This is a genomic window from Faecalibacterium butyricigenerans (genome assembly GCF_020687345.1).
In the GTDB taxonomy this organism is placed as follows: domain Bacteria; phylum Bacillota; class Clostridia; order Oscillospirales; family Ruminococcaceae; genus Faecalibacterium; species Faecalibacterium butyricigenerans.
Map to the genome: position 1 here is coordinate 43,662 of NZ_JAJEQL010000001.1, position 22,762 is coordinate 66,423.

A 22,762-nucleotide genomic window follows, 5' to 3' on the forward strand; every position below is an offset into this window, starting at 1 on the left:
GTGATTTATGATATACTACAACCAACAAAGGGCCGTACCCCTCCGACAACACCCACGCTGCCCACAGGAAGGAGAACCACTATGGATGCCGCACGTTATTTTGAAGAGATGCATCTTGCCATGTCCAGCCAGAAGCCCGAGTACCGCCTTGTGCTCAGTGTCAAGGTACAAGACCTCGGCGGTGCGGACGCCTATCTCGAGCTGCGGCAGGAGCCGGTCAGCAGCAAGGCCCGGGTCTTCTATTCCACGATGGGACGCCAGAAGTTGAACTTTCAGCTCATCCGAAAGGGGTGGCAGAGCTGCCACAACGCTTCCGGCGAGCTGACGGGGCGCTTCCCTGCCACCGCCGAGGGTCTGCTGGCCCAGACGGATTTCTCTGCCTTCATCCGGGACGACGCCCTCGACAGCCGCCGGATGGAGCACATCCTTTATGTGCTGGCCCATACTGCCGGTGGTTGTGGGACAGCCGCTCCCTCCTCTGTCCGGGAAGGGGCGCTCATCACGGTGGAGCGGTTCGCAGGCCGTCCCGCCCACTGGAGCTATTGGAGCGCCCGCGCCGCAGAGCAGCTCAACATCGCGGCCATCCTCTGCTGGCTGGGCGACTATCTTGCCGGGGCCGAGCGCCGCACCCTCCAGAGCTGCCCCGAGGCCATGCAGCTTGCTGCCGCGTGGCAGGCCGCCTTCCTCTCTCCCCTGCCCCAGTCGGCCCAGCGTCCTCAGCCTGCGCAGACGCCCCGGCCCATCCGCCGTGCGCCTGCCGTCGAGAACCCGCGCTGGCAGAGCATCCTCGCCGTGCTGGCGACGGTGTAACAGAAAGGCCTCCCGTATTGGGAGGCCCATCGCCATATCCGGCGCGCATTCGTTCATATTTTCAGTTTCGAGAAATCGGTGCAGAGATATTCGTACAGCTTGTCAACGGCCTGAAATCCCATCTTCGCATACAGTTCCTTCGGTGTATCCTCGGAGTCAGCGTGAAGATACAGGATCTCTCCGCGCTCCTGCGCCTTTTCGGCAATATGCTTCATCAGGGTCATGGCGATGTACTGGTGCCGGAAATCCTCGTCCACCAGCAGGCCGTCCATGCAGACATACCCATCGGATGCGAAAATATAGCAATCACCCACCAGTTTCCCGCCCAGATAGGCCCCGAGATAGGTCAGCTTTTCCCGAAGACGCCGGTTACTCCGCACCGTGTAATCATCCCCGTACAACGGGCCGTAGTATTTCAGTTCGTGCTGTTCCAGCTGGTCTGCGTCCGGGGCCTTGATCGAGACGTCCGGGTTCGTTTTCCAGCTGCGGATGTCTGTTTCCGGGGGCAGAACCATCGTCAGGGTCTCTTCGCACTCCATACCGAATGCATCGGCCAGCGGCTCGTACCCTTCCAGCTTGAGGAAGGTGTCTCCCCGCTCTTTCTGGTAGGCCAGCGCGGCCCGGACTTCATCTGCCGAGGGCTGGCTGTAATAGCAGAACGCGTTGTGGTCGTATTTATCGCGCAGCTCGCTGTCCTCCCGCTTGGTCAGATGCTCTGAAACGGTGTGAGATGCGGAAAACAGCCGGTAAAAGCTTTCATCGGTCTTTCTTGTAGGGTTCATTGCGCTCCTCCAAACCTTATCGCTCACTTCCAGCCCCGGGCCGAGGGGTCGAGCATCTCGGCGGCGGAGTAGATGAGAGCGTTGCAGATGGCTGCAGCTACATTGCTGCCGCCCTTGCGGCCCATCGCCGCGATGGCGGGCACGCCGTGCTTTTCGCAGACGGCAAAAAGCCGCTCTTTGCTCTCCACCACATTCACGAAGCCCACCGGGACGCCGATGACCAGCGCAGGCCGCAGGCCGTTTTCGATCTGCTCTGCGATGGTCAGCAGGGCTGTGGGCGCGTTGCCGACGGTCAGGATCGCCCCGGGGTGCTCCTGTGCCGCCTTTTTCATGGCCGCAACGGCCCGGGTGGTGCCCGCCTCCTTGGCGGCAGCGGCCACCTCCGGGTCGGCCATGTAGCAGCAGGCCATGCCGCCCAGCTTTGCCAGCCCGGGCTTTGTGATGCCGGCCAGCGCCATGTTCGTATCGGTCACGATGACCGCTCCGGCGTGGAGGGCCTTGACGGCCTGCTCCACGGCGTGGGGGGTAAAGCGGAGATTCCGCGCATAGTCGAAGTCGGCGGTGGTGTGGATGACCCGCTTGACCACGGCTTCGTGCTCGGGCGGCGGGGTCAGGCCCATCATGTCCAGCTCTTCGGTGATGATGCGGATGCTCGTCCGCTCGATGTCGGCGGGAAGATGATGCTGCGGCGTCAATATTCTATCCCCTTTCGTGCTTTTATCCCCTTCTGGTAGGGGTGGCGGTGGCATTTCATCTCGGTGGAGTAATCGGCGGCATCCAGCATCCACTGGGGCGGCGTGTGGGCCGTCAGGACGCATTCACATCCGGCAGGCCGTTCCAAGACGGCCTTTTTTAATTGGCCGACGTCCACCATCTCCAGTTCCTCGGCGCTTCCGGCCTCGTCCAGCACCAGCAGGTCGGCAGGGCGGGCCATTGCAGCGGCAAGGTTCTGATCTTGCAGTTCACGGGTCGCGGCCTTTTCCTCCGGCGTCATCTGGAACACGAATTTCTGCCCGGCCTTGCCCCGGTAGACCTCCGCCCCCAGCCGGGCCAGAAGCGGGATCTCCCCGCTGTTCCCGCCTTTCAGGAACTGGACGATGACCACCCGCTTTCCGGCTCCCAGCGCACGGAGTGCAAGGCCCATGGCGGCGGTGGTCTTTCCCTTTCCATCGCCCCAGTAGAGGTGCAAAAGTCCCTGCTCCATTTCAGTGCTTCTCCATTCCCATCGCGGCATACACCGCGTCCATGTCCAGCGCCGCCCGGACGCCGTCGGCCAGCTTGTCGAACTGCTGGCGGCGGTACTCCTCCATCGGGATGAGGGCCGCGTCGGAGGGGTCGATGCCCCTGCGGCGGCAAAGCCAGCCCGCCAGCGCCTCGGTGAGGGCGCCAGTGTCAAACAGGCCGTGGAGATAGGTGCCGAACACATTGCCCTGCACGCAGCCCTCCCGCCCGCCGTCCGGGTAGCGGGCGAACGGCTCGCCCCCGGCCTCGGTGACGCCGGTGTGGATCTCGTAGGCTTCCAGCTCCGCGCCTGCAAAGGGGGCAGCAGTGACGACGGCCCGGACCTGTGCGCGGCGCTTGTGCTGGCTGAACACCGTCCGGGTGGGCAGCAGGCCCAGCCCCCGCAGCGTCTGCGGACGGCCGCTCTCGCTCCCCTCGGAGTCGTCGAGGGTCTGGCCCAGCATCTGGTAGCCGCCGCAGACCCCCAGCACCGGCGTACCTTTTCCAGCCAGTCTGAGCAGGGCTGCCTCCAGCCCGCACTGCCGCAGCCAGAGCAGGTCGTCCACCGTGTTCTTGGTGCCCGGCAGCAGGATGAGGTCGGGCGTGCCCAGCTCGTGGGCGTTCGCCACATAGCGCACTCCCAGCAGCGGGTGCTGCTCCAGCGGCATAAAGTCCGTAAAATTGGACAGGTGCGGCAGACGGAGGATGGCTGCATCCAGCGGCTTTTTTCCGCCCCGGCTCTCGAGGCGCTGGCTCAGGGAGTCCTCGTCCTCGATGTCCACCTTCAGATACGGCACGACCCCCACCACCGGCAGATGAGTCTTCTCTTCCAGCATCGCAAGGCCGGGGCGGAGGATCTCCACATCGCCCCGGAATTTGTTGATGACAAGCCCCTTGATGCGCGCCCGCTCCTTTTCTTCCAGCAGCTCCACCGTGCCGTAAAGCTGGGCGAACACGCCGCCCCGGTCGATGTCGCCCACCAGAAGCACCGGCGCATCCACCATCTCGGCGAGGCCCATGTTCACGATGTCCTCGCTTTTCAGGTTTATCTCCGCCGGGCTGCCTGCGCCCTCGATGACGATGACGTCAGCCTCCTCAGCCAGACTATCATATGCGGCCATGATGTCCGGCACCAGCTTTTTTTTCATGCGGAAATACTCCGCCGCCGCCATCTGGCCCCGCACTTCGCCGTTGACGATGACCTGACTGCCCACGTCGCTGCTGGGCTTCAGGAGGATCGGGTTCATCCGCACGTCCGGCTCAACGCCGGCCGCCTGTGCCTGCACCACCTGCGCCCGGCCCATCTCAAGGCCGTCCTTGGTGACGAAGCTGTTCAGGGCCATGTTCTGGCTCTTGAAGGGCACGGCGCGCAGGCCGTCCTGCGCAAAGATGCGGCAGAGCGCCGCGCAGAGCAGGCTTTTGCCCGCGCCGCTCATCGTGCCCTGCACCATGATGCATTTTGCTCTGCTCATTCCAGCACCTCCCTCATGATCTCCAGCAGCCGGGCGTTCTCGGGAGCCGTGCGCACCGCTGTGCGGTACCACTCCGGCCCGAGGCCCGGATAATTCGCGCAGCTGCGCACCTGTGTACCCAGCGGGCGGAGTCGTTCGTTCAGGTCGGCAGGGGCGCGGAAGAGCAGATAGTTGGCTTTTCCGTCGATGACCCGCAGGCCCAGCGCCCGCAGCCCCGCCGTCATGGCCGGACGCTGCTGCGCGATCAGCGCCCGCACCTCATCCACATAGGCCGTCTCCTTCAAAGCCGCGATGCCCGCTGCCTGCGCCAGACTCGACACGGCCCACGGCTGACCCGCTGCCTGCATCTTCTCCAAAAGCGCCTCGTCGCCGCAGAGGCAGTAGCCCAGCCGGACGCCTGCCATGCCGTAGAGCTTGGTAAAGGCCTTGAAGATGACGAGGCTGCCGCTTTCCAGCAGAGGCTTCGCCGTCCACCGGTCGGCGTCGGGCAGGAAATCGAGGAAGCATTCGTCCACCGCAAGGATCGCGCCACACGCCTCGCACCGACGCAGCAGCTTTTCGACCAGCCCGGGCGAAGCAAGCTGTCCGGTGGGGTTGTTGGGCTGGCAGAGGAACACCATGTCGGTGCTCTCGTCCACGGCGTCCACAAGGGCGTCCGTCACCGCGAAGTCCTCTGCTTCCCCGAGGAAAAAGCGTTTTACCTCACAGCCCGCCGTATCCAGCGCGGCGGCATACTCGGCAAAGGTAGGGGCCGTCACGAGCGCACGGCGGGGCTTTGCGGCCCAGACCAGCCGGAAGATGAGGTCCGCCGCGCCGTTGCCGCAGAGGATCTGCTCCGGCGGCACGCCCTCGGCCCGGCTCAGCGCCGCGCGCAGGGTGCGGCAGAGGGGGTCGGGATAGCGGTCGGCCTCTGCCAGAGCCTCCCGGATGGCCTGCGCCACCCCCTCGGGCAGGCCGAGGGGGCTGACGTTCGCTGAAAAATCCAGCGCATCGCGGCCAAAGCGTTCGCGGTAGCCCATCCAGTCACCGCCGTGGACCAGTTGTTTCATCCCAAGAACCCCCGTATCGCAGATCCAAACGCCAGCGCAAGCCCGCTGGCTGCATACATCATCTGATCTGCCCGCAGAATATCCTCCGGCTCGATGGGCCGCAGCGGGTCGCCGATGGTGGGCTTCGGATAATATTCCCCGAAATAATAGGCCGGCCCGGCCAGCTGGACGCCCAGCGCACCGGCGCAGGCGCTCTCAGTCTGGGCGCTGTTGGGGCTGGCGTGATTGCGGCGGTCCCGCCGCCAGATACGCCACGCGCCCTTGGCGTCATTGCGGGTGAACGCCGCCGCCATGATCCAGAGCAGCGCCGCCAGACGGCTCGGGATATAGTTCGCCACATCGTCCAGCTTTGCCGCCGCACGGCCAAAATAGAGATATTTCTCGTTCTTGTAGCCCACCATGCTGTCCATCGTGTTGATGGCCTTGTAGGTCAGGGCCAGCGGCGCACCGCCCAGCAGCATATAGAGCAGCGGCGCGATGACGCCGTCGCTGGCGTTTTCGGCCACGGTCTCCACCGCCGCTCGGGTCACACCCTCGGCGGTCAGCGCTTCCGTGTCACGGCCCACGATGCGGCTCACGGCCTTCCGGGCGGCGGGCAGGCTGCCTTTTTTCAGCTCGGCATAGACATTCGTGCTCTCCTGCACCAGTCCCTTTGCGGCCAGCGCCTGCCCGCACCAGAACATCTGCACGGCAAGCCCCAGCAGAGGGTGGAGCCGTGCCGCACCCCAGCAGACAAGGCCCGTGAGCAGCAGCGTCCCCACCGGCAGGCAGAACGCCAGCACCGCACCGCCCAGCAGCTCGCCCTGCGGCGTCTTCGGCAGACGGGCGCGGAGAAATTTTTCCAGCCGGGAGATGGCCTTGCCCATGTACACCACCGGGTGGGGCAGCCACGCCGGGTCGCCGAAGATGGCGTCCAGCACGAAGCCCCCCAGCACAGCCCAGACGGTCATCATGCGTCCGCCTCCGCGTCCTTCGTGTACTGCACGGTCCTGACAAGGCGGAGCTGGCGCTTTTCCGCCCAGTCGGCGGCGTCCAACACATAGCCGCCCGCGTTGGGGCCGCACCACTCATAATAGCCGCGCCGGGGCAGGACATACCGCTCCATCGCCGCCATCTGGGTGCCGCCGTGGGCGAGGATGACCAGCAGCTCCTCGCCGTCGGCCAGTGCCTTGTCCACCAAACCGGAGAATGCATTGCAAATGCGGGCGGAGAAATCGTCCTTCCGCTCGCCGTCGGGGCACTTGCTCTCGCAGTTGGCCTTCACCCACGCCTGATAGTCGGCGTCGTGCTCCATCTCGACGTAGTTCTTCCCCTCGAAGCTGCCAAAGCACATCTCCTGCAGGTCTTTGACGACCACGAGTTTTGCGTCCGGGAAGAGCACCCGGGCCGTCTGGGCCGTCCGCTGCAGCGGGGTGATATAGACCACCTTCGGGTCGATGTCGGCCCGGCGCAGCTGGCGCAGGCCCTCCGCCGAGAGCGGGATGTCGCGCTGGCCCTGATAGCGCTTCTGGGCGTTGTATTCGGTCAGGCCATGACGCAGTAAATAGATCAACATGAGGGCAATTCTCCTTTCAATACCGTCGGGATGCCGCAGAACATCTGCACCACGCAGTCGGCGCGGGCGGCCAGCAGGCAGGCCAGCCGCCCGGCGGCCTCCCGCCCGGCACGCGCTCCGGCATCCATCGGGACAACACCGCCGCCGACCTCGGTGGCGATGACAATATCGTATTCCGCCAGCTCCCGGGCCAGCGCTTCGAGCTGCTCCGGGGTCTGGATTTCCGCAGCGGCGTCCTGCACATCGGCGATGACGCTGCCCCGGAACTTCCGCGCAAAGGTGCGCTTGCCGCTGTAGAGCGGCCCTGTAATGAACATCATTTACAGCACTCCTCCCCACTGGCTGACAGCCAACGCCGCCAGCATCCACAGCTCGGCCCGCTGCAAAAACCACCCGGCCAGATCGCCGGTGATGCCGCCAAACTGCTTTTTCGCCACAAAATAATAGCGGCTCATCGCCAGAAGCGCCGCTGCCGCCAGAGCACCACCCCCCAGCACCGTCAGCGCCAGCACCAGCAGGGCCGACGCCCCGCAGAGGAAACGGCGGACGGTCTGCCTGTCCGCCGCCGTGGCGAAGGTGTGGGCAAGGCCGGTATCCTTCGCCAGCGGGAACGCCGCCACGGCAAAGCCGGACAGCGCCCGTTCCAGCACCAGCGCCAGCGTCCAGCACAGCCCCACACGAGGGGTGAACCGCACACTGCCGCAGAGGCCAAAGTAGGCGACAAAATAACTGCACAGCCGGATGACGGCAAAGGCACCGCAGTGAGAATCCTTCAGGATCTCGAGCTTTTTTTCGCGGTCGCCGTAGCTCGAGAGGGCATCTGAGGTGTCGGCATAGCCGTCCAGATGGATGCCGCCGGTGACAGCCACCGGCACGAGGCAGAACGCCGCCGCCCGGGCCATATCCGGCAGGGGCAGGACGCCGCAGAGGCACCACAGCCCGCCGCACACCAGCCCGATGAGGGGGAAGGCACACATGGCGTACCGCATATTCTTCTCGTTCCACCCAAACTGCGGCACCGGCAGGGCCGAAAACATCGCAAAGGCTACCGCGATGGTCTGCAAAATGGTCACAGCTTCTCTCCCCCCTTGTAATACACCGGCAGGCCGCAGACCACCCGGCAGACGTTGTCCGCCCGGGCGGCGAAGGCGTTGTTTACCTGCGCCAGCGCCCGCAGATACTGCGCGGTATCGCCTACATAGTCGGCCCCGCCGCTGAACACCTCGTTCGACACGACGATGAGGTCGCTGCACCCGGCGGCGAGGCGCTCCAGCCCGGTCAGGACGGCCTTTGCGGTGTGCTCTCCCGCCCCGCCGGGGTCGTAAAGCTCATTGGCCACAAGGTTGCCGAGGTCTTCCAAGAGGACGGTCCCCCGGCCGGGCAGAGCCAGATGGTCGAGGTGGAGCGGGCACTCCAGCGTCTCGAACTGCTTTTCGGCCCGCATCTTCCGGTGCTTTTCCACCCGGGCGGCGCACTCGGCGTCCCAGACCTGCATGGTGGCGAGGTAGTACCGGGGCAGGCCGGTCTTTAAGACAAGGCTCTCGGCGTAGGCGCTCTTTCCGCTGGCTGCGCCGCCGATGACCAGCGTCAGCATCCCGCGCCTCCCTGCGGCGTGTAGGCATCGATGCCGCCCTCTGCGAAGGAATAGCAGTCATCGTAGACGGCCAGCGCCATGTCCCACAGCGGGATGGCGGCCACCGCCCCGGTGCCCTCGCCCAGATGGAGGCCTGCCGTGATGAGGGCTTTTTTGTTCAGTGCATCCAGCACCAGCTTCGCGGCCGGCTCGGTAGAGCAATGGCTGGCAAAGACCGCCTTTTCCGCCGCCGGGCAGAGCCGGACGGCGCAGAGCGCCGCCACTCCGCTGATGAAGCCGTCGGCCAGCACAGGGACCCTTTCCAAGGCCCCGCCGAGAAAGATGCCGCAAAGCCCCGCGATGTCAAAGCCGCCCAGCTTCGCCATCACGTCCAGCGGGTCGGCGGGGTCGGGCTGATTCCGGACGATGCCGCGATGGATGGCATCGACCTTCCGGGTAAGGCCTGCATCCGAGAGGCCTGCCCCCCGTCCCGTCATCCGCTCCACCGGCTGCCCCAGCAGGACAGCGGCCACGGCGCTGGACGTTGTCGTGTTGCCAATGCCCATCTCCCCGGTGGCCAGCAGGCCGACGCCCGCTTTCTTCTGCTCCTGCACCAGCCGGATGCCCCGTCCGACCGCTTCCACAGCCTGCGCCCGGCTCATGGCCGGGCCGAGGGTAAAGTCCGCCGTGCCCGGGGCGATGCGGCAGTCGAGGACGCCTGCCACAGGCTCGCCCGCGATGCCCATATCCACCGGCACCACCTCGCACCGGGCTGTCTGGGCCATCCGGCAGACGCTGGTGCGGCGGGCGGCGAGGTTCTCGGCCACGGCGCGGGTCACGCTGCTGTCGGTCTGGCTGACGCCCTGCGCCACCACGCCGTTGTCGGCGCAGAGCACCAGCACCGCGCGGTGGGAAAACTCCAGCTTCGCGCTGCCGGTAAGGGCCGCAGCGTCTTCGAGCACAGTTTCCAGTGCCCCCAGCCCGCCCAGCGGTTTTGCGAGGCTGGCCCAGTGGGCGTGTGCCGCCGCCCGGGCGGCTTCGTCCGGCGGCGTGATGGCCGCGCAGAGGGCGGCAAGTTCTGTCTCAGTCATGGTCTCTCCTATATGCTTCCGCCGCAGCGGCAAAACGCTGCGGCAGGGGCGTGCCCGCCCAGTATAAATGCGGGAAACCCGCATAGAAATGCTCGTTTGCAAATCCGCACCGCCATTCCGTGCCCCCCACCGGCTTGCGGGCCGTGAGGGCCGTGCCGTTGGCGGTGGAGTCCCAGTGATGGAACTCATGGATGGGAAAATGCTCTCCGGCCCGGAAGAGCATACTGTCCTCTTCGGCCCTCAGCTCGGCATAGCCGAACCGGATGAGCCGCCCGGCGTCCTGCGCCGTCCCCGGCAGGACCCCGGCCATCGGCCAGCTCTGCCCGGCGGTGTCGGTGAGTCGCTGCCCCAGATAGAGGAAGCCGCCGCACTCGGCCACTGTGGGCAGACCGGCTTCGACCCTCTTTTTTATCTCGCGCAGAAGCGCGGTATTTTCGCTCAGTGCTCTGGCGTGAAGCTCCGGGTAGCCGCCGGGCAGATACAGCCCGCCGACCTTCTCCGGCAGGCTTGCGTCCCGGAGAGGGCTAAAAAAGACCGGCTCTGCCCCGGCGTCCCGGAGCGCTTCCAGCGTCTCGGCGTAGGTGAAGCAGAAGGCTTCGTCCTGCGCCACAGCGATGCGGACGCGGGCCGGGGGTGTCTCCGCCTGCCCGGACAGGGCGGGCGGCTCTTTTTCGCAGAGGGCCAGCAGGCGGGGCCAGTCGATCTGCTCCTCCGCCGCTGCGGCCAGTGCGGCCAGCTTTTTTTGCAGGTCCTCCACCTCTGCCGCCGTATAGAGGCCGAGATGGCGGCTCCCGATGACGGCCTCCGGGAGCTTGGGCAGGAAGCCCAGCACCGGCAGGCCCGTTTCCGCTTCCAGCATGGGGGCCAGCAGGGCGTGCATCCGGGCCGTGCAGTTGTTGAGCAGGATGCCCGCAAGATGGCTGGGGGTGCGGAAGCCGTCGAGGCCCCGCAGCTCTGCGGCCAGCGTCAGGCTCTGGCCCTTCGGCTCCACCACCAGCAGCACCGGCAGGCCCAGCGTGTCGGCCAGATGCCACGCGCTGGCCTTGTCGCTCACACCGCCGAGGCCATCGTAGAAGCCCATCGCCCCCTCACAGACCGCCGCGCCGTGGCCGGAGGCTCCCTTCGCGTAGAGGGCGCGCACCGTTTCGGGCGGGGAGAAAAAGAGGTCGAGGTTGTGGCTCTCCACCCCTAGCACCGCCCGGTGGAACATGGGGTCGATGTAGTCCGGCCCGCTCTTGAAGGCGCAGGGCGTGTAGCCCCGCCGCTTGAGCGCCATCAGGAGGGCGCAGGTCATGGTGGTCTTGCCGCTGCCCGAGCGGGGTGCCGCCAGCAGAAATTGGATCATGGTCATTCTCCCGTGATAAGGTAGATGGGGTTTTGGGCCATCATGAGGTGCAGCCCGCCCACGGCTCTGGCCCGGCTGACGGCGATCTGGCTCACCTGCACCGTCCGGCCCCGGGCCGTCAGCGCAGCCACCGCCGCCGAGAGGGTCTCGAGGGCAATGGCCGACGCGCAGATGCGGGCGGCGGGGTTCTTTTCCAGCGCAGCGTCCACGATGGCGGCGAGGCTGCCCTTGCTGCCGCCGATAAAAACGGCGTCCGGCGCGGGCAGGTCGGCCAGCGCGGCGGGGGCAAGCCCCTCCACGAGGGTCAGGTTGCGGGCGAGGAATCTCTGGCGGTTGGCCCGGATGAGGGCGCAGCCCTCCGGGTCGCACTCCACCGCGTAGACCCTGCCCCGAGGCGCAGCCAGCGCCAGCTCCACGCTGACACTGCCCGTCCCGGCCCCCACGTCCCACAGGATGTCCTCCGGGTGGACGGCCAGCTTTGCCAGCACAGCAGCCCGCACCTCCTGCTTGGTCATGGGGACACTGCCCCGCTCGAACGCTTCATCCGGCAGGCCCGGCGTACGGCGGGGCTGCACCTCTGCGGCCTCCACGAGGAGGACGCTCAGGCTGTCGAAGCGGCCCGCCGCCAGCTCCTGCACCCTGCCCCGGAAGAGCTTCTCTTCCGGTGTGCCGAGGCACTGGCCCACGACGGCCTCCACCTCGCCGAAGCCCTCCGCCGCCAGCTGGGCGCAGAGGGTGGCAGGGTCTTCACTGCCGCCGGTGAGGAAAAAGGCGGGCCTGCCCTGCATACACTCGGCCACCGGGTCGCAGGCGCGGCCATGGGCCGAGACGAGGTTCCAGTCCTGCCACGGGCGGCCCAGCGCCGCCGCAAGGAGCTGGACGCTGGAAAGTCCCGGCAGCACCCGGGCGCGGATGCCGAGAGCCGAAAGCTTATCCAGCAGCGCGGCTGCGCCGGAGTAAAAGCCGGTATCGCCGCTGTAGACCAGCACGGCGTTCTCTGCGCCGGAGGTGTGCAGAAGCTCCGCCACCTCGTCGGCGCGGTAGGCAGCGGCGCGGTTGGCGGTGCAGCCGGCGGGCAGAGCCGCCAGCAGACGCCGCGCACCAAGGATGAGGTCGGCCTGCCGCAGCGCGGCCAGACTCTGGAGGGTCAGGCTCTCGGGCTGGCCGGAACCCATGCCGATGAGTGTCACGTTCATCTTATCATCTCCTTGCAGCGTTTCAGCACCTCTTCTGCCGTCTCGCCCTGCTCGGGCGGGCGGCGGATGACCACCAGCTGCGCCCCTGCGGCGGCAGCGGCAGCGGCTTTTTCGTCGAATCCGCCCGCTGCGCCGCCGTCTTTCGTGACCAGCCAGCGGATATGGAACTGCTCCATCATCGCCTGATTGAGCGCGAAGCTGAACGGCCCCTGCATGGCGATGATGTTGCGGTGAGGGATGCCCGCCGCCTCACAGGCTGCGATGCTTTCCAGCGTGGGCAGGACGCGGGGATAGAGCCGCTGGGGCGGGATGGCCGCAAACTGAGTCAGCTCTTTGGCCCCGGTGGCCAGCAGAAGGTTTCCTTCCTTTTGCGCCAGCGCCTTCGCCGCCTGCCCGGCGCTCCCGAAGACAAGACAGCCCTCCGGCAGGGGGCTGGCCGGGCGGAGGAGGCGGAGATACCCGACCCCCGCCGACTCTGCCGCCGCCCGGATGTTCTTCGTCGCCTCCACTGCGTAGGGGTGGGTGGCGTCGATGCAGAGGGCAGCGCCCTTCAGGAGAGCGGCCATCTCATCGGGCAGGAGCCGTCCGCACCGGACGGTGACGCCGGGGGCGCTCCCCTGCTCTTCCTGCCCCAGCGGGGTGGCCACGCTGACGGTGACTTCAAGGCCAAGCTCTGCCAGCCGACGGGAAAGCTCCCGCCCCTCGGTGGTGCCGCTGAACAGGACCACTCTCATCGGCGATACCCCCGCGGTGTGACCATCCGCCCGTTCAGCGCACGGGTGGCCGCGTTGCCCACAAAGACGGTGGTGAACATATCCACCTCGGTGTCCCGGAGCTGGCTGAGGGGCAGGAGCTGCTTTTCCTGTCCCTCCCGGCCGATGTTCCGCACCCAGCCGCAGAGGGTGTCAGGGGCCTTGCCGTGGGCCAGCAGGATGTCCACGGCCCGGCGCAGGTAGTCGGGGCGGCCCTTGGAGGAGGGATTGTACAGCGCCAGCGCGAAATCGCCCTGCGCCGCGCAGGCCAGACGCTTTTCGATGACCTCCCATGGCGTGAGGCGGTCGGACAGAGAGAGGACGCAGAAATCGTGGGCCAGCGGTGCCCCCAGCACCGCCCCGCCGCTGAGGGCGGCGGTCAGGCCGGGCACGACCTCCACATCAACATCCGGATACGCCTCGGCCAGCTCCAGAAGAGGGCTTGCCATGCCGTAGACCCCGGCGTCGCCGGAGCAGACCAGCGCCACGTCCCGGCCTGCCCGGGCGGTATCCAGCGCCCAGCGGCAGCGGTCAAGCTCCCGGGTCATGCCGGTGGCGTAGCACTCCTTTTCCGGGTAGAGGGGGCGCACAAGGTCGATGTAGACCGTATAGCCGCACAACACCTCGGCCTGCTGCAAGGCGCTCTGCGCCTGCACGGTCAGAAACTGTCCGCCGCCGGGGCCAAGCCCCACGACGAACACGGTCTTTCGGTTCTCACTCATTGCTCTGTCCTCCAATCGGGTGCAAAGGGGCGGACGGCCAGCGCCAGCGTCACGCCGCCGCCCGCTGTCTTGGGCAGCAGGAGCGCCCCGCCCGAGGCTTTTGCCGCTGCCCGCTCGCAGACGTTGTCCACGCCGGTGACACCGGCCACGAAGGCCGAGGGGGTGAACTGCCCCGGCACGGCCCGCAGCTGGTCTGCCGAATAGAATGTGATGGGCCAGCCGTGGGCTTCGCAGAACTGTGCAAGCCCCGGCTCCTCTTTTTTCAGGTCGATGCTGGCAGCCGCCGAGACTGCCGCCGGGCTGAGGCCCGACGAGGCACAGAAGGCCGAGAACGCCTCTTCCAGCCGCTCTGCCGTCGTGCCCCGGCGGCACCCCACGCCCAGCACCCCGATGGGGGGCACGAGGTGGAGCGCCCCGCCCTCCGGCGTGAGGGTGAGGGCGAAATCGGCGGCCTCGGGCGTCCCGGCCCGCTCCACCCCGGCGGGGGCCTCCCCCGCCACCGGCCACGCCGACCAGTACCGGACGGTCTGTCCGGCCAGCAGAGCGCCGCTGACGCGCTTGATGCGCTCCGGCTCAAGGAGGGCGCAGCCCTGCGCCTTGGCCCAGAGGTCCACGGCAAAAAGGCCGTTGACATCGGTGGCCGTCGTGATGACCGGCACCGCGCCGCAGACCTCCGCCAGCGCCCGGGCCAGCGCATTCGCGCCCCCCAGATGGCCCGACAACAGGGGCACGGCGAACTGCCCGCCCTCGTCCACAGCCACCACCGCCGGGTCGCTGGCCTTGCTTTTGCAATAAGGCGCGACGGCCCGGACGGCGATGCCCACAGCTCCTACAAAAATAAGCGCCTCGTTCTGTGCAAAGTGCTCCGCCGTCCAGCCCTTCAGAGTCACTTCCCCGCCGCAGCGGCTCACGCTGCCGGGCAGGGCCTCCGCCAGCCGACGGGCCAGTGCCTCGCCCCTTGCCGTAAAGGCCAGATACGCACAGCTCATTTTCCGGCCTCCGTCCCCTGCCGGAACTCGGTGGTAAAGGCAGGGTCGTAGAGCTTGCTGCGGTCGTAATCCCGCCCCAGAAAATCGCCCACGACGATGAGGGCCGTCTTGGTGATGCCGTTTTTGCGGGTCTCCTCGGCCAGCGTGGAGACGGTGCACCGCACCACCTTCTGCTCCGGCCATGTGGCCTTATACACCACTGCGGCGGGGGTGTCGGAGCGGTAGCCGCCGCTGGAAAGGAGGGCCTGCTGGACCTTGTCCACCAGCCCGATGGAGAGGAAGATGACCATGGTGGCCCCATGCGCGGCCAGCTTTGCCAGCTGCTCGGCCTCGGGGACGGGGGTGCGGCCCTCCATCCGGGTGATGATGACGGTCTGGCTCACATTGGGCAGAGTGTACTCGGCACAGAGCGCCGCCGCTGCGCCGCAGAAGCTGGACACGCCCGGGGTGTCATCGTAGGGGATGCCGTCGGCGTCCAGCGCATCCATCTGCTCCCGGATGGCCCCATAAAGGCAGGGGTCGCCGGTGTGGAGGCGGACGGTGGTGCCACCCGCCTGCTCTGTAGCGCGGATGGTGTCCAGCACCTGTTCCAGCGTCATCTCGGCGCTGTTGTAGATGGCGCAGCCGGGCTTTGCCAGACCCAGCAGGGCCGGGTTGACGAGGCTGCCCGCATAGATGATGCAGTCGGCATCGGCCAGCAGGGCCGCGCCCCGACGGGTGATGAGGTCGGGGGCACCCGGCCCCGCTCCCACAAAATGAACCATATCTGTTACCCTTCCTTTACTAAGATCGTTGCAAAATAGCCCGCCGGACGGCTGGCATCACAGGCAGACAGGTCGGGCCAGACCTCCTCGTCCGGCAGGCCGCAGTTGCAGACCATCGCACTGCAGCCCAGAAGCCCGGCTTCGGCCAGTGCGGCCAGCGTCTCCGGCAGCTGACAGCCCGATTTCATCAGCACCTTCGTCCCCGGTGCGGCCAGTACCTCGGCCGCGTGTCGTCCCGGGGCGATGGTCAGAGGCGCTTCCATCCCGCCCGTCAGGGGCTGGCCCAGCCGGGCCGCGGCGGCGCAGAAGCTTGGCACCCCGGGGATCCTCACGGTCTTATAGCCCTCCGCCTCTAAGATCTCCTGCAAATAGCCGAAGGTGGCATAGACCGAGACATCGCCGAGGTTGAGCATGGCGACGTCCTGCCCGGCATCCAGATACTCTTTCACCGCCCGGGCAGCCTCCTCATGGGAGGCGCGCAGCACCTCCGGGTCGCGGCTCATGGCAAAGCGCAGGGGCAGGATGGTCTTGCCGTCCAGCCCGACCGCGCCCCGGGCGATGTCCAGCGCCAGCATCCGGCCTCCGGCGGTCTGGGGTGCGGCGATGACCGGGCATTTTTCGAGGCAGCGGACCGCCTTCAGGGTCATCAGCTCCGGGTCGCCCGGGCCTACACTGACGCCGTACAAGACGCCGTTCCGTTTTTCCATTCGTCCAGCAGCTCCTTTGCAGTCTTGGTCTGGCCCAGCGGGCCGTATTGGTTGGAGAAGAGCACCGCGCCCACCCGGAACGCCCCGGCGGCGCGGCGGTCGAGGTGGAGCTGGATGGCGTCCAGCAGGCTCGACAGGACCGGCTCTCTCATCCCCGCCTTGTCTAGGATCTCCATGCAGGCGTCGGTGGTGGCAGCGCTCATCAGGGCCGCGCAGACGTCCCGGGACGCGCCGCAGAGAGCGGCGTGGGCGCAGAGCAGCTCGGTGCGGCAGTCCGCCGTGCGGGAATGGGTGTTCATGACGCCCCCCGCCAGCTTGACCAGCTTGCCGATGTGGCCCACCAGCACCACCTGCTCGAATTTTGACGCCGCCGCCATATCCAGCGCATCGCCGATGAAGTTCGAGGTCTTGACCACCGGGATGCACTTCAGGGCCGGCAGATTCTCGTGGAGATAGTCCAGCCCGTAGTTGCCCGGGGCGAGGATGAGCCGCCGGGGCGTCCCTGCCCGAAGCGCGGCCTGCCCCATCTCCAGCTGGATGGTGTCGAGGATGGCCTGCTGGCTCATCGGCTCGACGATGCCGCTGGTGCCGAGGACGCTGAGGCCGCCTTCCACGCCCATGTGGGGGTTGAAGGTGCGCTTGGCTGTCTCGGCCCCGCCCTCGATGGAGATGGTGACATCGAAGCCGCCCGCATATCCGGCAGACTCCGCCTCCTTTTCCAGCGCCTCCTTTATCATGGCCCGGGGGACGTGGTTGATGGCGGCTTCGCCCACCGGCTGGTCGAGGCCGGGCTTCGTCACCCGGCCCACCCCCTCGCCGCCGTGGATGCGCACCTCTCCGGCCAGCTCCGGCCGGAGGGTCACACCGGCAATGACCGGCAGGCCGGTGGTCACGTCCACATCGTCGCCGCCGTCTTTGCGGATGGCGCACTCTGCCCCCTCGCCCGACCGGCGGCAGAAGATCGGCTCTACCTCCACCACGATGCCCTTCGGGGTGCGGAGGGCCACCGTCTCCGGGGCGCGGCCAGTGAGGAGGAGACGGGCTGCGCCCGCCGCTCCCAGCGCTGCGCAGGTGCCGGTGGTGTAGCCGCAGCGCAGGAGCTTCTGACCGCTGCGGACATAGTGCTCAAAGCGGGACTGCCCCGTCTCGGCGGGCTTTTTCGCTTCACCGTACAGAAAAGCGTACTGCTCGTCGCTCAAATCATAAATTTTACAGATGTTTTCCCGGGCAAACGCCTGTCCGGGCGTCATAACGTCCGAGACGCCCGCCGCCGAGACGCAGACGACCTTATCCGAGATCTTCTGGGCCAGCTCTAATTCGTGGAGGCTGAGGATGACGGCCATCTTCTTGTCCCGGGCGAGGCTCTTCAGGATGGCCAGAAGCTCGGCCTTGCCCTTGATGTCAAGGAAGGACGTCGGCTCGTCCAGCAGGATCAGCTCCGGCTGCTGGCAGATGGCCCGGGCCAGCAGCACGCGCTGGCGCTGGCCGTCACTGATGCAGTTGAAGTCCCGTCCCGCCAGCGCTTCGGCCCCCACGAGAGCCAGCGCGGCGTGGACCTGCCGCCTGTCCTCCGCCGAGAGGACGCCCAGCCGCCCCGTGTAGGGGTAGCGCCCGGCGGAGGCCATCTCGAAACAGGTGGTCAACTCAGTGCGGCGGGTGTGGGGCACCATCAGGGCCATCTTCCGGGCGCGCTCAGGGCCGGAGTAGTCCGCAAGGCTCTTTCCGTCCAGCAGGACAGCGCCCCCCTGCGGGGCCAGCTGGGCCGCCAGCGTCTTGAGGAGGGTAGATTTGCCCGCACCGTTGGGTCCGATGAGGGTGAGGATGCTCCCCTTTTCGGCTCCGAGGCGGATGTGCTCCATCAGGGGCGTTTTGCCGTAGCCGATGGCAAGGTCATCGGTGCGGCAGAAGGCTTTTTCTGCGCTCATTCCCGGCCTCCCTCTGTCTGGCGGCGCACCAGCAGCCAGATGACCACCGGTGCACCAAAAACTGCTGTCACCGAGCTGATGGACAGCTCGGTGGGCGCGAACAGGCTGCGGGCGATAAGGTCGCAGAGCAGGCAGAACGCCGCCCCGCCAAGGCAGCAGCCCGGCAGGACATAGAGGGGTTTGGCGCTGCCCAGCAGGCTCTTGACCAGATGAGGCACCGCGATGCCCACGAAGGAGATCGGCCCGGCAAAGGCCGTCACGCAGGCGGAGAGGAGGCTGGAAAGGAGCACGAGGGCCGTCGAGAAGGCCCGCACCGGCACGCCGACGCTTCGGGCATAGCTTTCCCCCATCTGGTAGGCTGCCATGGGCTTGGAGAGGAGGAATGCCGCTGCCAGTGCGGGCAGCACCACGCAGGCCGCAGCGCCCACGTTGGCCCACGTCATGCCGGAAAAGCTGCCCATCGACCAGTTGTGGAGGTTGACGATGTTGGAGTCCTGCGCGAAGGTCACGACGATGTCGGTGATGGCCGAGCAGATGTAGCCGATCATGATGCCGCAGATGACAAGGATGCTCATCCGGGGCACCCGCCGGGCCACCACCAGCACGAAGGCCATCGCCGCCATCGCGCCCGCAAAGGCCGCGATGATGAGGGTGGCCGAACCGGTAAGCAGCCCCCTTTGCAGGAAGACTACCATCGTGAGGGCCACGGCCAGCTTCGCGCCGCTGGACACGCCCATGACGAAGGGGCCTGCGATGGGGTTGGCAAAGAAGGTCTGCAAAAGGTAACCCGCTGCGGAGAGGGCCGCGCCCAGCAGCACCACCATGACGGCCCGGGGCAGGCGCAGCTGCAGCACGATGCCCACAGCCAGCGCATCCCCACCCCGGCCCAGCAGGGCTGCAGCCACTGCCCCGGGCGTCAGCTCCACGCTGCCCCAGAACAGGTTGAGCGCGAACAGCACCGCAAGCCCCGCCGTGAGGGCGAGGTAGGCGAGGCTGAGGCGGCGTGTGGTGGTCATGGCAATGCTCCTTTTATACGATCTGCTGCAAAAAGCGGAGGGAGGCCGGGTCGGGCCTGCCCTCGGTAAAAACGAGGTTCATATCGGAGATGAGGTCGGCCAGCTCCATGCTCTGCTGGAACAGGCTCTGGGCCGTACACCAGCAGTCGCCGGACTGGACAGCCTTGAACTCCTCCAGCATGGGGCACTTTTCGATGAGCTGGTCACGGGTCTCCACGACGCCCTCGATGGTGCTGTTGTAGATGAGGACATCGACGTCTTTGGCCCGGGCGTAGAAGGTCTCGAGGGGCAGCTTGATGGTGGACTGGCCCGGGCTGTCCCCCTCGAGGTCGTCAAAAATGTAGACGCCGCCCGCCATCCCCACCATCTGGGCCACATAGTCGCTGGTGCGGCGGACGGTGATGAGGTTGTTCGACGTGATGGAGAAGAAAGCCACCGTTTTTCCGGTGCTCTCCTGCCCGAGGATGGGGGCCACCTGCTCCACCTTCTGGCGGAAAATTTCCTCCGCCTGCTCGGTCCTGCCCAGCAGGATGCCGTAGAGCTTGAGCCACTCCATCCGGGCCAGCGGGCCGCTCTCATAGCTCGAGCGCTCGATGAGCACCGGCACGCCGAACTTTTCCAGCTGTTCCTTGACCGCAGGGTCATGGAGGATCATGGTGTTCTCGATGGCGAGGCTGCACCCGGAAGCAAGGATCCGCTCATAGTCCGGGGCGCTGTACTTGCCGGCGTAGGCGATGCGGCCCTCCTGCATGGCCTGCTTGGCCTCCTCCACATACCAGCCCTCGGCCTTGGTGCCAGAGAGGGCGATGCAGTCCAGCGCATCCAGATGGACGAAGAGATCCATCACCGAGGTGGAGACGAGGTAGATGTTGTCCAGCGGCTGGCGGAGCGGGACAACATCGGCGGGCAGGTCATCCACCTCTGCCGCGTCCTCGGGGATCATGAGGAATCTGCCGCTGTCCGGGATGTTCACCAGCACATATCCCCCCTCATAGCAGTCGGCGGAGAACTGAGCCGCATAGTCCAGCGGATAGCTGTGGTCGAACACGAGAGAGGCCGTATTGGCCGGGGCGGTCTCTGCCTGCCCGCAGCCAGCGAGGGCAAGTGCGGCGGCGGGCAGGGCTTTCAGAAAATTGCGGCGCTTCATAGGCTTTAACCTCTCAGTCTGCGAAGCGGTTTACTTCAGCGTAAAGGTCAGCGTATACTCGATCTCGTGCGGGGTGCTCATGGCGACGGTATCACCCACCACATCCAGCGGGGTGTCGAGGGCGGCGACGGGGATCTCGAAGGTGGAGTTGCCCTCGGTGTTGGTGGGCAGATACTTTTCGCCGTCCACCAGCATATAGTCGTAGTTGGGGCTGGACCAGACGATGGTGGCGGTCATCCTGCCGTCGGCCACGGTCAGGGCCGCAGGGCTTTCCACGGTGGCGCGGCCGGAGCCGCCCTCAAGGGTCACGTCGCAGGTGTAGGCGCCGTCGGCAAGGGCCTCCTCCATCGTGGGCTGTGCATTGCGGACGCTGACGGTGTGGTCGTACCACTTGCCCTTCTTGCCGAGGATGGCAACGGAGAAGTCCGTGTCCAGTGCCTCCACCGGGATGTCGAAGCCGTACACCTCATCCGAGGTTCCGTCGCTGTAGTTCACCACATCGGTGGTGGGCTGGAGCCAGTCGGCCTCGTGGGAGGCCGCGTCCTCTGCCGTGCCGACGTAGAGGTTGACGATGTTCTTGGAGGCGAGACTGACGTGGAGCGTCATCTGACCGTCCTTCACGGTCAGCGTGCCTTTTCCGTCGAATGCCTCATTGGCGTGGAACATGGAGCTGTCGGTGTCAAAATCAGCGGTGTAGGTGCCGTCGGGCAGCGCCGCCTCAGCGGAGGCAGAAGCAGCCTCGCTCACGGCAGAGGAGGCCGCCGCCTCGGAGGAAGCGGCAGAGCTGGCCGGGGCGCTGGATGCGCCGCAGCCGACGAGTGCACCGGCCAGCATCACACCGGCCAGCAGAAGAGAGCATTTATTTTTCAGTTTCATAGCAGTTACCTCGACTTATATCGTACCAAAAAGATTATAACACGCAATGGCCTGATTTCAAAGCAGGCCGAAAAAGAAATTGCCCGAAAAGGCACTCCTTTCCGGGCAATCATAGGGTCAGAATCAGCCGTTCAGGGAATCGACAGCGGCCTTGGTGTGTGCGATGTAGAGCTGCTGGATGTCAGCGATCTCGCCCAGACCTGCGATCTGGCACTCGACGGAGTCGAATGCACCGGAGGCCTCGAACTGGCTCTTCCAGGAATCATCGTCATCGCCCGCCATATCGTTGTTGGCATGGTCGCCTGCAACGACCATCAGGGGACGCAGGACGACCTTGGTGTAGCCGGCGGCCTTGACGGCCTCAATGACGTTCTCGCAGGCAGTCTCCTCCGGCTCACCCTCAACGGTGCCGATGAAGACGTTCTTGTAGCCCAGAGCGTTCATCTGAGCCTGCATCTGGCTGTAGCTCACCTTTGCGGTGTGAGAGGTGCCGTGGCCCATGAAAACGAAGGCGGTGCCATCCGCAGCAGCGGCGTCCACGCTGTCGAAGCCAGCGGTCTTGACGGCCTCAGCGGTGATTGCCTTGGCGACAGCCTCCTTGTCGGCGTTGATGACGGTGGCATCGCTGCCCACCTCGCCCAGCAGAGGCTCGGCGACAGCGACAGACTCGAACTTGTCGCGGTAGCTGTCCACCAGCTCCATCATCTCGTCGTACTCCGCGCCGTGCATCAGGTGGGTGGGCTGGACGACCAGATTCTTCACGCCGTTGGCGACAGCGCGCTCCATAGCCTGCTCCATGTTGTCGATCTTCTCGCCGTCACGGGCCTGCACATGGTTGATGATGATCTGTGCAGTGAAGGCACGGCGGACAGACCAGTCGGGGTAAGCGGCCTGAATGGCATCCTCGATGCCCTTGATGTCCGCTGCGCGGCTGTCGTTGAAGGAGGTGCCGAAGCTGACGACGAGGATCTCGTTGTCGCCGATGTTGTCCTCATTGCGGGGGTCGTCCTTGGAGGCATCGCCGGTGTCGCGGCCAAAGTAATCGGGGTCAGCCTCTTCACCCTCGACCAGCTCCTTCTGGGCGTCGGTCAGGGCGTCCCATGCGGCCTTGGCGGCCTCGCACTGGGCGTCGGTGTTCTCGTTGCGCTCCTGCACATAGATGGCGTCGATGAGATCTGCCACGTTCTTTGCTGCCATTTCATCGGCCTCCTCGCTGCTCACCTCGCTGGCGGCAGCAGAGCTTGCTGCGGCGCTGCTGGCAGCAGTAGAAGAAGATGCACCGCAGCCGGTGAGCACACCGGCACACAGGGCCAGTGCGGCGGCAGCGGCGGTGACGCGCTGCCAGTTCTTGTTGGTTGCTTTACGCATTGTTTTGAGTCCTTTCTGTTTGGGTGGGATCGGTATTTCCGATAGAAAGGGTACGAAACGGGGGCCAGCTCAAACGAAAAAGGGCCTTTCTGCCGCGCGGAAGGCACAGCAAAAAGACCCTTTGAACGATTCGGGCTTTTTGGTACGACCAATTCCTCGTGATCCGGAGCTTGGCGCTCCTGTACCAACAGCGGGCAGGTTTCCTGACTGAAAGCTCATCATCCGCTGCCGCCTTCCCAGAAGCAAAGCTCCCAGTGACCGACGACGTGCGCCAAGGCAGCGGACTCCCTTATCACAGTGACGAGATCGCGCGGGACTCTCACCCGCTTCCCTTTTACCCTCCCGGCCAAAGGACAAGCCCTTGGCGGCAGGCACCTGCTGTTTTCTATTCAGACGAGAGGA

General features: G+C 66.1%; 24 protein-coding genes and 1 riboswitch. Of the genes, 1 reads left to right on the forward strand and 23 read right to left on the reverse strand.

The genetic code is table 11. The annotated features are described in order from the left end of the window. Positions 1 to 81 precede the first annotated feature (81 nt). Positions 82 to 810 carry a hypothetical protein gene (locus LKD23_RS00210; protein WP_227619798.1) on the forward strand — a complete coding sequence of 243 codons (729 nt, stop codon included), beginning with the start codon at positions 82 to 84 and terminating at the stop codon, positions 808 to 810. Between the two features lie 53 nt (positions 811 to 863). Here LKD23_RS00210 and LKD23_RS00215 read toward each other — a convergent pair whose 3' ends face one another. The 23 genes from LKD23_RS00215 to LKD23_RS00325 form a co-directional block, all read right to left on the reverse strand. Beyond that, a complete protein-coding gene (locus tag LKD23_RS00215; protein ID WP_227619799.1) occupies positions 864 to 1,592 on the reverse strand; it encodes a GNAT family N-acetyltransferase in 729 nt (242 codons plus the stop codon). 23 nt (positions 1,593 to 1,615) lie between these two features. After that, entirely contained in the window at positions 1,616 to 2,287 is a 672-nt protein-coding gene (locus tag LKD23_RS00220) for a precorrin-8X methylmutase (protein WP_227619800.1), read from the reverse strand. Beyond that, positions 2,284 to 2,796, reverse strand: a complete 513-nt coding sequence (locus LKD23_RS00225) for a cob(I)yrinic acid a,c-diamide adenosyltransferase (RefSeq protein ID WP_227619801.1) — start codon at positions 2,794 to 2,796, stop codon at positions 2,284 to 2,286. Before LKD23_RS00225 ends, LKD23_RS00220 begins: the two co-directional genes overlap by 4 nt. 1 nt (position 2,797) lies before the next feature. After that, the gene (locus tag LKD23_RS00230) at positions 2,798 to 4,285 is read right to left on the reverse strand and encodes a cobyric acid synthase (protein WP_227619802.1); all 1,488 of its coding nucleotides are present in this window, start codon (positions 4,283 to 4,285) and stop codon (positions 2,798 to 2,800) included. Further along, positions 4,282 to 5,334 carry a pyridoxal phosphate-dependent aminotransferase gene (locus tag LKD23_RS00235; protein WP_227619803.1) on the reverse strand — a complete coding sequence of 351 codons (1,053 nt, stop codon included), beginning with the start codon at positions 5,332 to 5,334 and terminating at the stop codon, positions 4,282 to 4,284. The genes LKD23_RS00230 and LKD23_RS00235 overlap by 4 nt, the downstream gene beginning before the upstream one ends. Then, on the reverse strand, positions 5,331 to 6,284 hold the full coding sequence (gene cbiB, locus LKD23_RS00240) for an adenosylcobinamide-phosphate synthase CbiB (RefSeq protein WP_227619953.1): 954 nt from the start codon (positions 6,282 to 6,284) through the stop codon (positions 5,331 to 5,333). Before cbiB ends, LKD23_RS00235 begins: the two co-directional genes overlap by 4 nt. Next, a complete protein-coding gene (locus tag LKD23_RS00245; RefSeq protein WP_227619804.1) occupies positions 6,284 to 6,889 on the reverse strand; it encodes a histidine phosphatase family protein in 606 nt (201 codons plus the stop codon). The genes cbiB and LKD23_RS00245 overlap by 1 nt, the downstream gene beginning before the upstream one ends. After that, positions 6,883 to 7,209: a bifunctional adenosylcobinamide kinase/adenosylcobinamide-phosphate guanylyltransferase gene (locus tag LKD23_RS00250; RefSeq protein ID WP_227619805.1), complete on the reverse strand. Its 327-nt coding sequence runs from the start codon at positions 7,207 to 7,209 to the stop codon at positions 6,883 to 6,885. Before LKD23_RS00250 ends, LKD23_RS00245 begins: the two co-directional genes overlap by 7 nt. Beyond that, complete coding sequence (locus tag LKD23_RS00255) at positions 7,210 to 7,962, reverse strand: adenosylcobinamide-GDP ribazoletransferase (protein ID WP_227619806.1); 753 nt, start codon at positions 7,960 to 7,962, stop codon at positions 7,210 to 7,212. Then, complete coding sequence (locus LKD23_RS00260; protein ID WP_227619807.1) at positions 7,959 to 8,483, reverse strand: bifunctional adenosylcobinamide kinase/adenosylcobinamide-phosphate guanylyltransferase; 525 nt, start codon at positions 8,481 to 8,483, stop codon at positions 7,959 to 7,961. Before LKD23_RS00260 ends, LKD23_RS00255 begins: the two co-directional genes overlap by 4 nt. Then, on the reverse strand, positions 8,477 to 9,553 hold the full coding sequence (gene cobT, locus LKD23_RS00265) for a nicotinate-nucleotide--dimethylbenzimidazole phosphoribosyltransferase (protein WP_227619808.1): 1,077 nt from the start codon (positions 9,551 to 9,553) through the stop codon (positions 8,477 to 8,479). The genes LKD23_RS00260 and cobT overlap by 7 nt, the downstream gene beginning before the upstream one ends. Further along, positions 9,546 to 10,898: a cobyrinic acid a,c-diamide synthase CobB gene (locus tag LKD23_RS00270; protein WP_227619809.1), complete on the reverse strand. Its 1,353-nt coding sequence runs from the start codon at positions 10,896 to 10,898 to the stop codon at positions 9,546 to 9,548. Before LKD23_RS00270 ends, cobT begins: the two co-directional genes overlap by 8 nt. Before the next feature lie 2 nt (positions 10,899 to 10,900). Next, complete coding sequence (cbiE, locus tag LKD23_RS00275; protein WP_227619810.1) at positions 10,901 to 12,094, reverse strand: precorrin-6y C5,15-methyltransferase (decarboxylating) subunit CbiE; 1,194 nt, start codon at positions 12,092 to 12,094, stop codon at positions 10,901 to 10,903. Then, the gene (gene cobK / locus LKD23_RS00280; protein WP_227619811.1) at positions 12,091 to 12,828 is read right to left on the reverse strand and encodes a precorrin-6A reductase; all 738 of its coding nucleotides are present in this window, start codon (positions 12,826 to 12,828) and stop codon (positions 12,091 to 12,093) included. Before cobK ends, cbiE begins: the two co-directional genes overlap by 4 nt. Further along, positions 12,825 to 13,568: a precorrin-3B C(17)-methyltransferase gene (gene cobJ, locus LKD23_RS00285; protein ID WP_227619812.1), complete on the reverse strand. Its 744-nt coding sequence runs from the start codon at positions 13,566 to 13,568 to the stop codon at positions 12,825 to 12,827. Before cobJ ends, cobK begins: the two co-directional genes overlap by 4 nt. Beyond that, positions 13,565 to 14,557, reverse strand: coding sequence for a cobalt-precorrin 5A hydrolase (locus tag LKD23_RS00290; protein ID WP_227619813.1), 993 nt, complete (start codon positions 14,555 to 14,557; stop codon positions 13,565 to 13,567). The genes cobJ and LKD23_RS00290 overlap by 4 nt, the downstream gene beginning before the upstream one ends. After that, a complete protein-coding gene (gene cobM / locus LKD23_RS00295) occupies positions 14,554 to 15,321 on the reverse strand; it encodes a precorrin-4 C(11)-methyltransferase (protein ID WP_227619814.1) in 768 nt (255 codons plus the stop codon). The genes LKD23_RS00290 and cobM overlap by 4 nt, the downstream gene beginning before the upstream one ends. Before the next feature lie 5 nt (positions 15,322 to 15,326). After that, positions 15,327 to 16,028 carry a precorrin-2 C(20)-methyltransferase gene (gene cobI / locus LKD23_RS00300; RefSeq protein ID WP_227619815.1) on the reverse strand — a complete coding sequence of 234 codons (702 nt, stop codon included), beginning with the start codon at positions 16,026 to 16,028 and terminating at the stop codon, positions 15,327 to 15,329. Further along, on the reverse strand, positions 15,989 to 17,953 hold the full coding sequence (gene cbiD, locus LKD23_RS00305; RefSeq protein ID WP_227619816.1) for a cobalt-precorrin-5B (C(1))-methyltransferase CbiD: 1,965 nt from the start codon (positions 17,951 to 17,953) through the stop codon (positions 15,989 to 15,991). Before cbiD ends, cobI begins: the two co-directional genes overlap by 40 nt. After that, positions 17,950 to 18,969, reverse strand: a complete 1,020-nt coding sequence (locus LKD23_RS00310; protein WP_227619817.1) for a FecCD family ABC transporter permease — start codon at positions 18,967 to 18,969, stop codon at positions 17,950 to 17,952. The genes cbiD and LKD23_RS00310 overlap by 4 nt, the downstream gene beginning before the upstream one ends. 13 nt (positions 18,970 to 18,982) lie before the next feature. Further along, complete coding sequence (locus tag LKD23_RS00315) at positions 18,983 to 20,116, reverse strand: ABC transporter substrate-binding protein (RefSeq protein ID WP_227619818.1); 1,134 nt, start codon at positions 20,114 to 20,116, stop codon at positions 18,983 to 18,985. Positions 20,117 to 20,146: 30 nt separating this feature from the next. After that, positions 20,147 to 20,992, reverse strand: a complete 846-nt coding sequence (locus tag LKD23_RS00320) for an iron transporter (RefSeq protein WP_227619819.1) — start codon at positions 20,990 to 20,992, stop codon at positions 20,147 to 20,149. A gap of 123 nt (positions 20,993 to 21,115) precedes the next feature. Continuing rightward, entirely contained in the window at positions 21,116 to 22,360 is a 1,245-nt protein-coding gene (locus LKD23_RS00325) for a sirohydrochlorin cobaltochelatase (protein ID WP_227619820.1), read from the reverse strand. Positions 22,361 to 22,536: 176 nt separating this feature from the next. Next, positions 22,537 to 22,754: riboswitch (cobalamin riboswitch) on the reverse strand. Between the last annotated feature and the right edge of the window lie 8 nt (positions 22,755 to 22,762).

Bases quoted from the DNA above. Each gene is read 5' to 3' on its own strand.
- LKD23_RS00210 (WP_227619798.1), top strand. From the start codon at position 82: ATGGATGCCGCACGTTATTTTGAAGAGATGCATCTTGCCATGTCCAGC.
- LKD23_RS00215 (WP_227619799.1), bottom strand. From the start codon at position 1,592: ATGAACCCTACAAGAAAGACCGATGAAAGCTTTTACCGGCTGTTTTCC.
- LKD23_RS00225 (WP_227619801.1), bottom strand. From the start codon at position 2,796: ATGGAGCAGGGACTTTTGCACCTCTACTGGGGCGATGGAAAGGGAAAG.
- LKD23_RS00230 (WP_227619802.1), bottom strand. From the start codon at position 4,285: ATGAGCAGAGCAAAATGCATCATGGTGCAGGGCACGATGAGCGGCGCG.
- LKD23_RS00235 (WP_227619803.1), bottom strand. From the start codon at position 5,334: ATGAAACAACTGGTCCACGGCGGTGACTGGATGGGCTACCGCGAACGC.
- cbiB (WP_227619953.1), bottom strand. From the start codon at position 6,284: ATGACCGTCTGGGCTGTGCTGGGGGGCTTCGTGCTGGACGCCATCTTC.
- LKD23_RS00245 (WP_227619804.1), bottom strand. From the start codon at position 6,889: ATGTTGATCTATTTACTGCGTCATGGCCTGACCGAATACAACGCCCAG.
- LKD23_RS00250 (WP_227619805.1), bottom strand. From the start codon at position 7,209: ATGATGTTCATTACAGGGCCGCTCTACAGCGGCAAGCGCACCTTTGCG.
- LKD23_RS00260 (WP_227619807.1), bottom strand. From the start codon at position 8,483: ATGCTGACGCTGGTCATCGGCGGCGCAGCCAGCGGAAAGAGCGCCTAC.
- cobT (WP_227619808.1), bottom strand. From the start codon at position 9,553: ATGACTGAGACAGAACTTGCCGCCCTCTGCGCGGCCATCACGCCGCCG.
- LKD23_RS00270 (WP_227619809.1), bottom strand. From the start codon at position 10,898: ATGATCCAATTTCTGCTGGCGGCACCCCGCTCGGGCAGCGGCAAGACC.
- cbiE (WP_227619810.1), bottom strand. From the start codon at position 12,094: ATGAACGTGACACTCATCGGCATGGGTTCCGGCCAGCCCGAGAGCCTG.
- cobK (WP_227619811.1), bottom strand. From the start codon at position 12,828: ATGAGAGTGGTCCTGTTCAGCGGCACCACCGAGGGGCGGGAGCTTTCC.
- cobJ (WP_227619812.1), bottom strand. From the start codon at position 13,568: ATGAGTGAGAACCGAAAGACCGTGTTCGTCGTGGGGCTTGGCCCCGGC.
- LKD23_RS00290 (WP_227619813.1), bottom strand. From the start codon at position 14,557: ATGAGCTGTGCGTATCTGGCCTTTACGGCAAGGGGCGAGGCACTGGCC.
- cobM (WP_227619814.1), bottom strand. From the start codon at position 15,321: ATGGTTCATTTTGTGGGAGCGGGGCCGGGTGCCCCCGACCTCATCACC.
- cobI (WP_227619815.1), bottom strand. From the start codon at position 16,028: ATGGAAAAACGGAACGGCGTCTTGTACGGCGTCAGTGTAGGCCCGGGC.
- cbiD (WP_227619816.1), bottom strand. From the start codon at position 17,953: ATGAGCGCAGAAAAAGCCTTCTGCCGCACCGATGACCTTGCCATCGGC.
- LKD23_RS00310 (WP_227619817.1), bottom strand. From the start codon at position 18,969: ATGACCACCACACGCCGCCTCAGCCTCGCCTACCTCGCCCTCACGGCG.
- LKD23_RS00315 (WP_227619818.1), bottom strand. From the start codon at position 20,116: ATGAAGCGCCGCAATTTTCTGAAAGCCCTGCCCGCCGCCGCACTTGCC.
- LKD23_RS00320 (WP_227619819.1), bottom strand. From the start codon at position 20,992: ATGAAACTGAAAAATAAATGCTCTCTTCTGCTGGCCGGTGTGATGCTG.
- LKD23_RS00325 (WP_227619820.1), bottom strand. From the start codon at position 22,360: ATGCGTAAAGCAACCAACAAGAACTGGCAGCGCGTCACCGCCGCTGCC.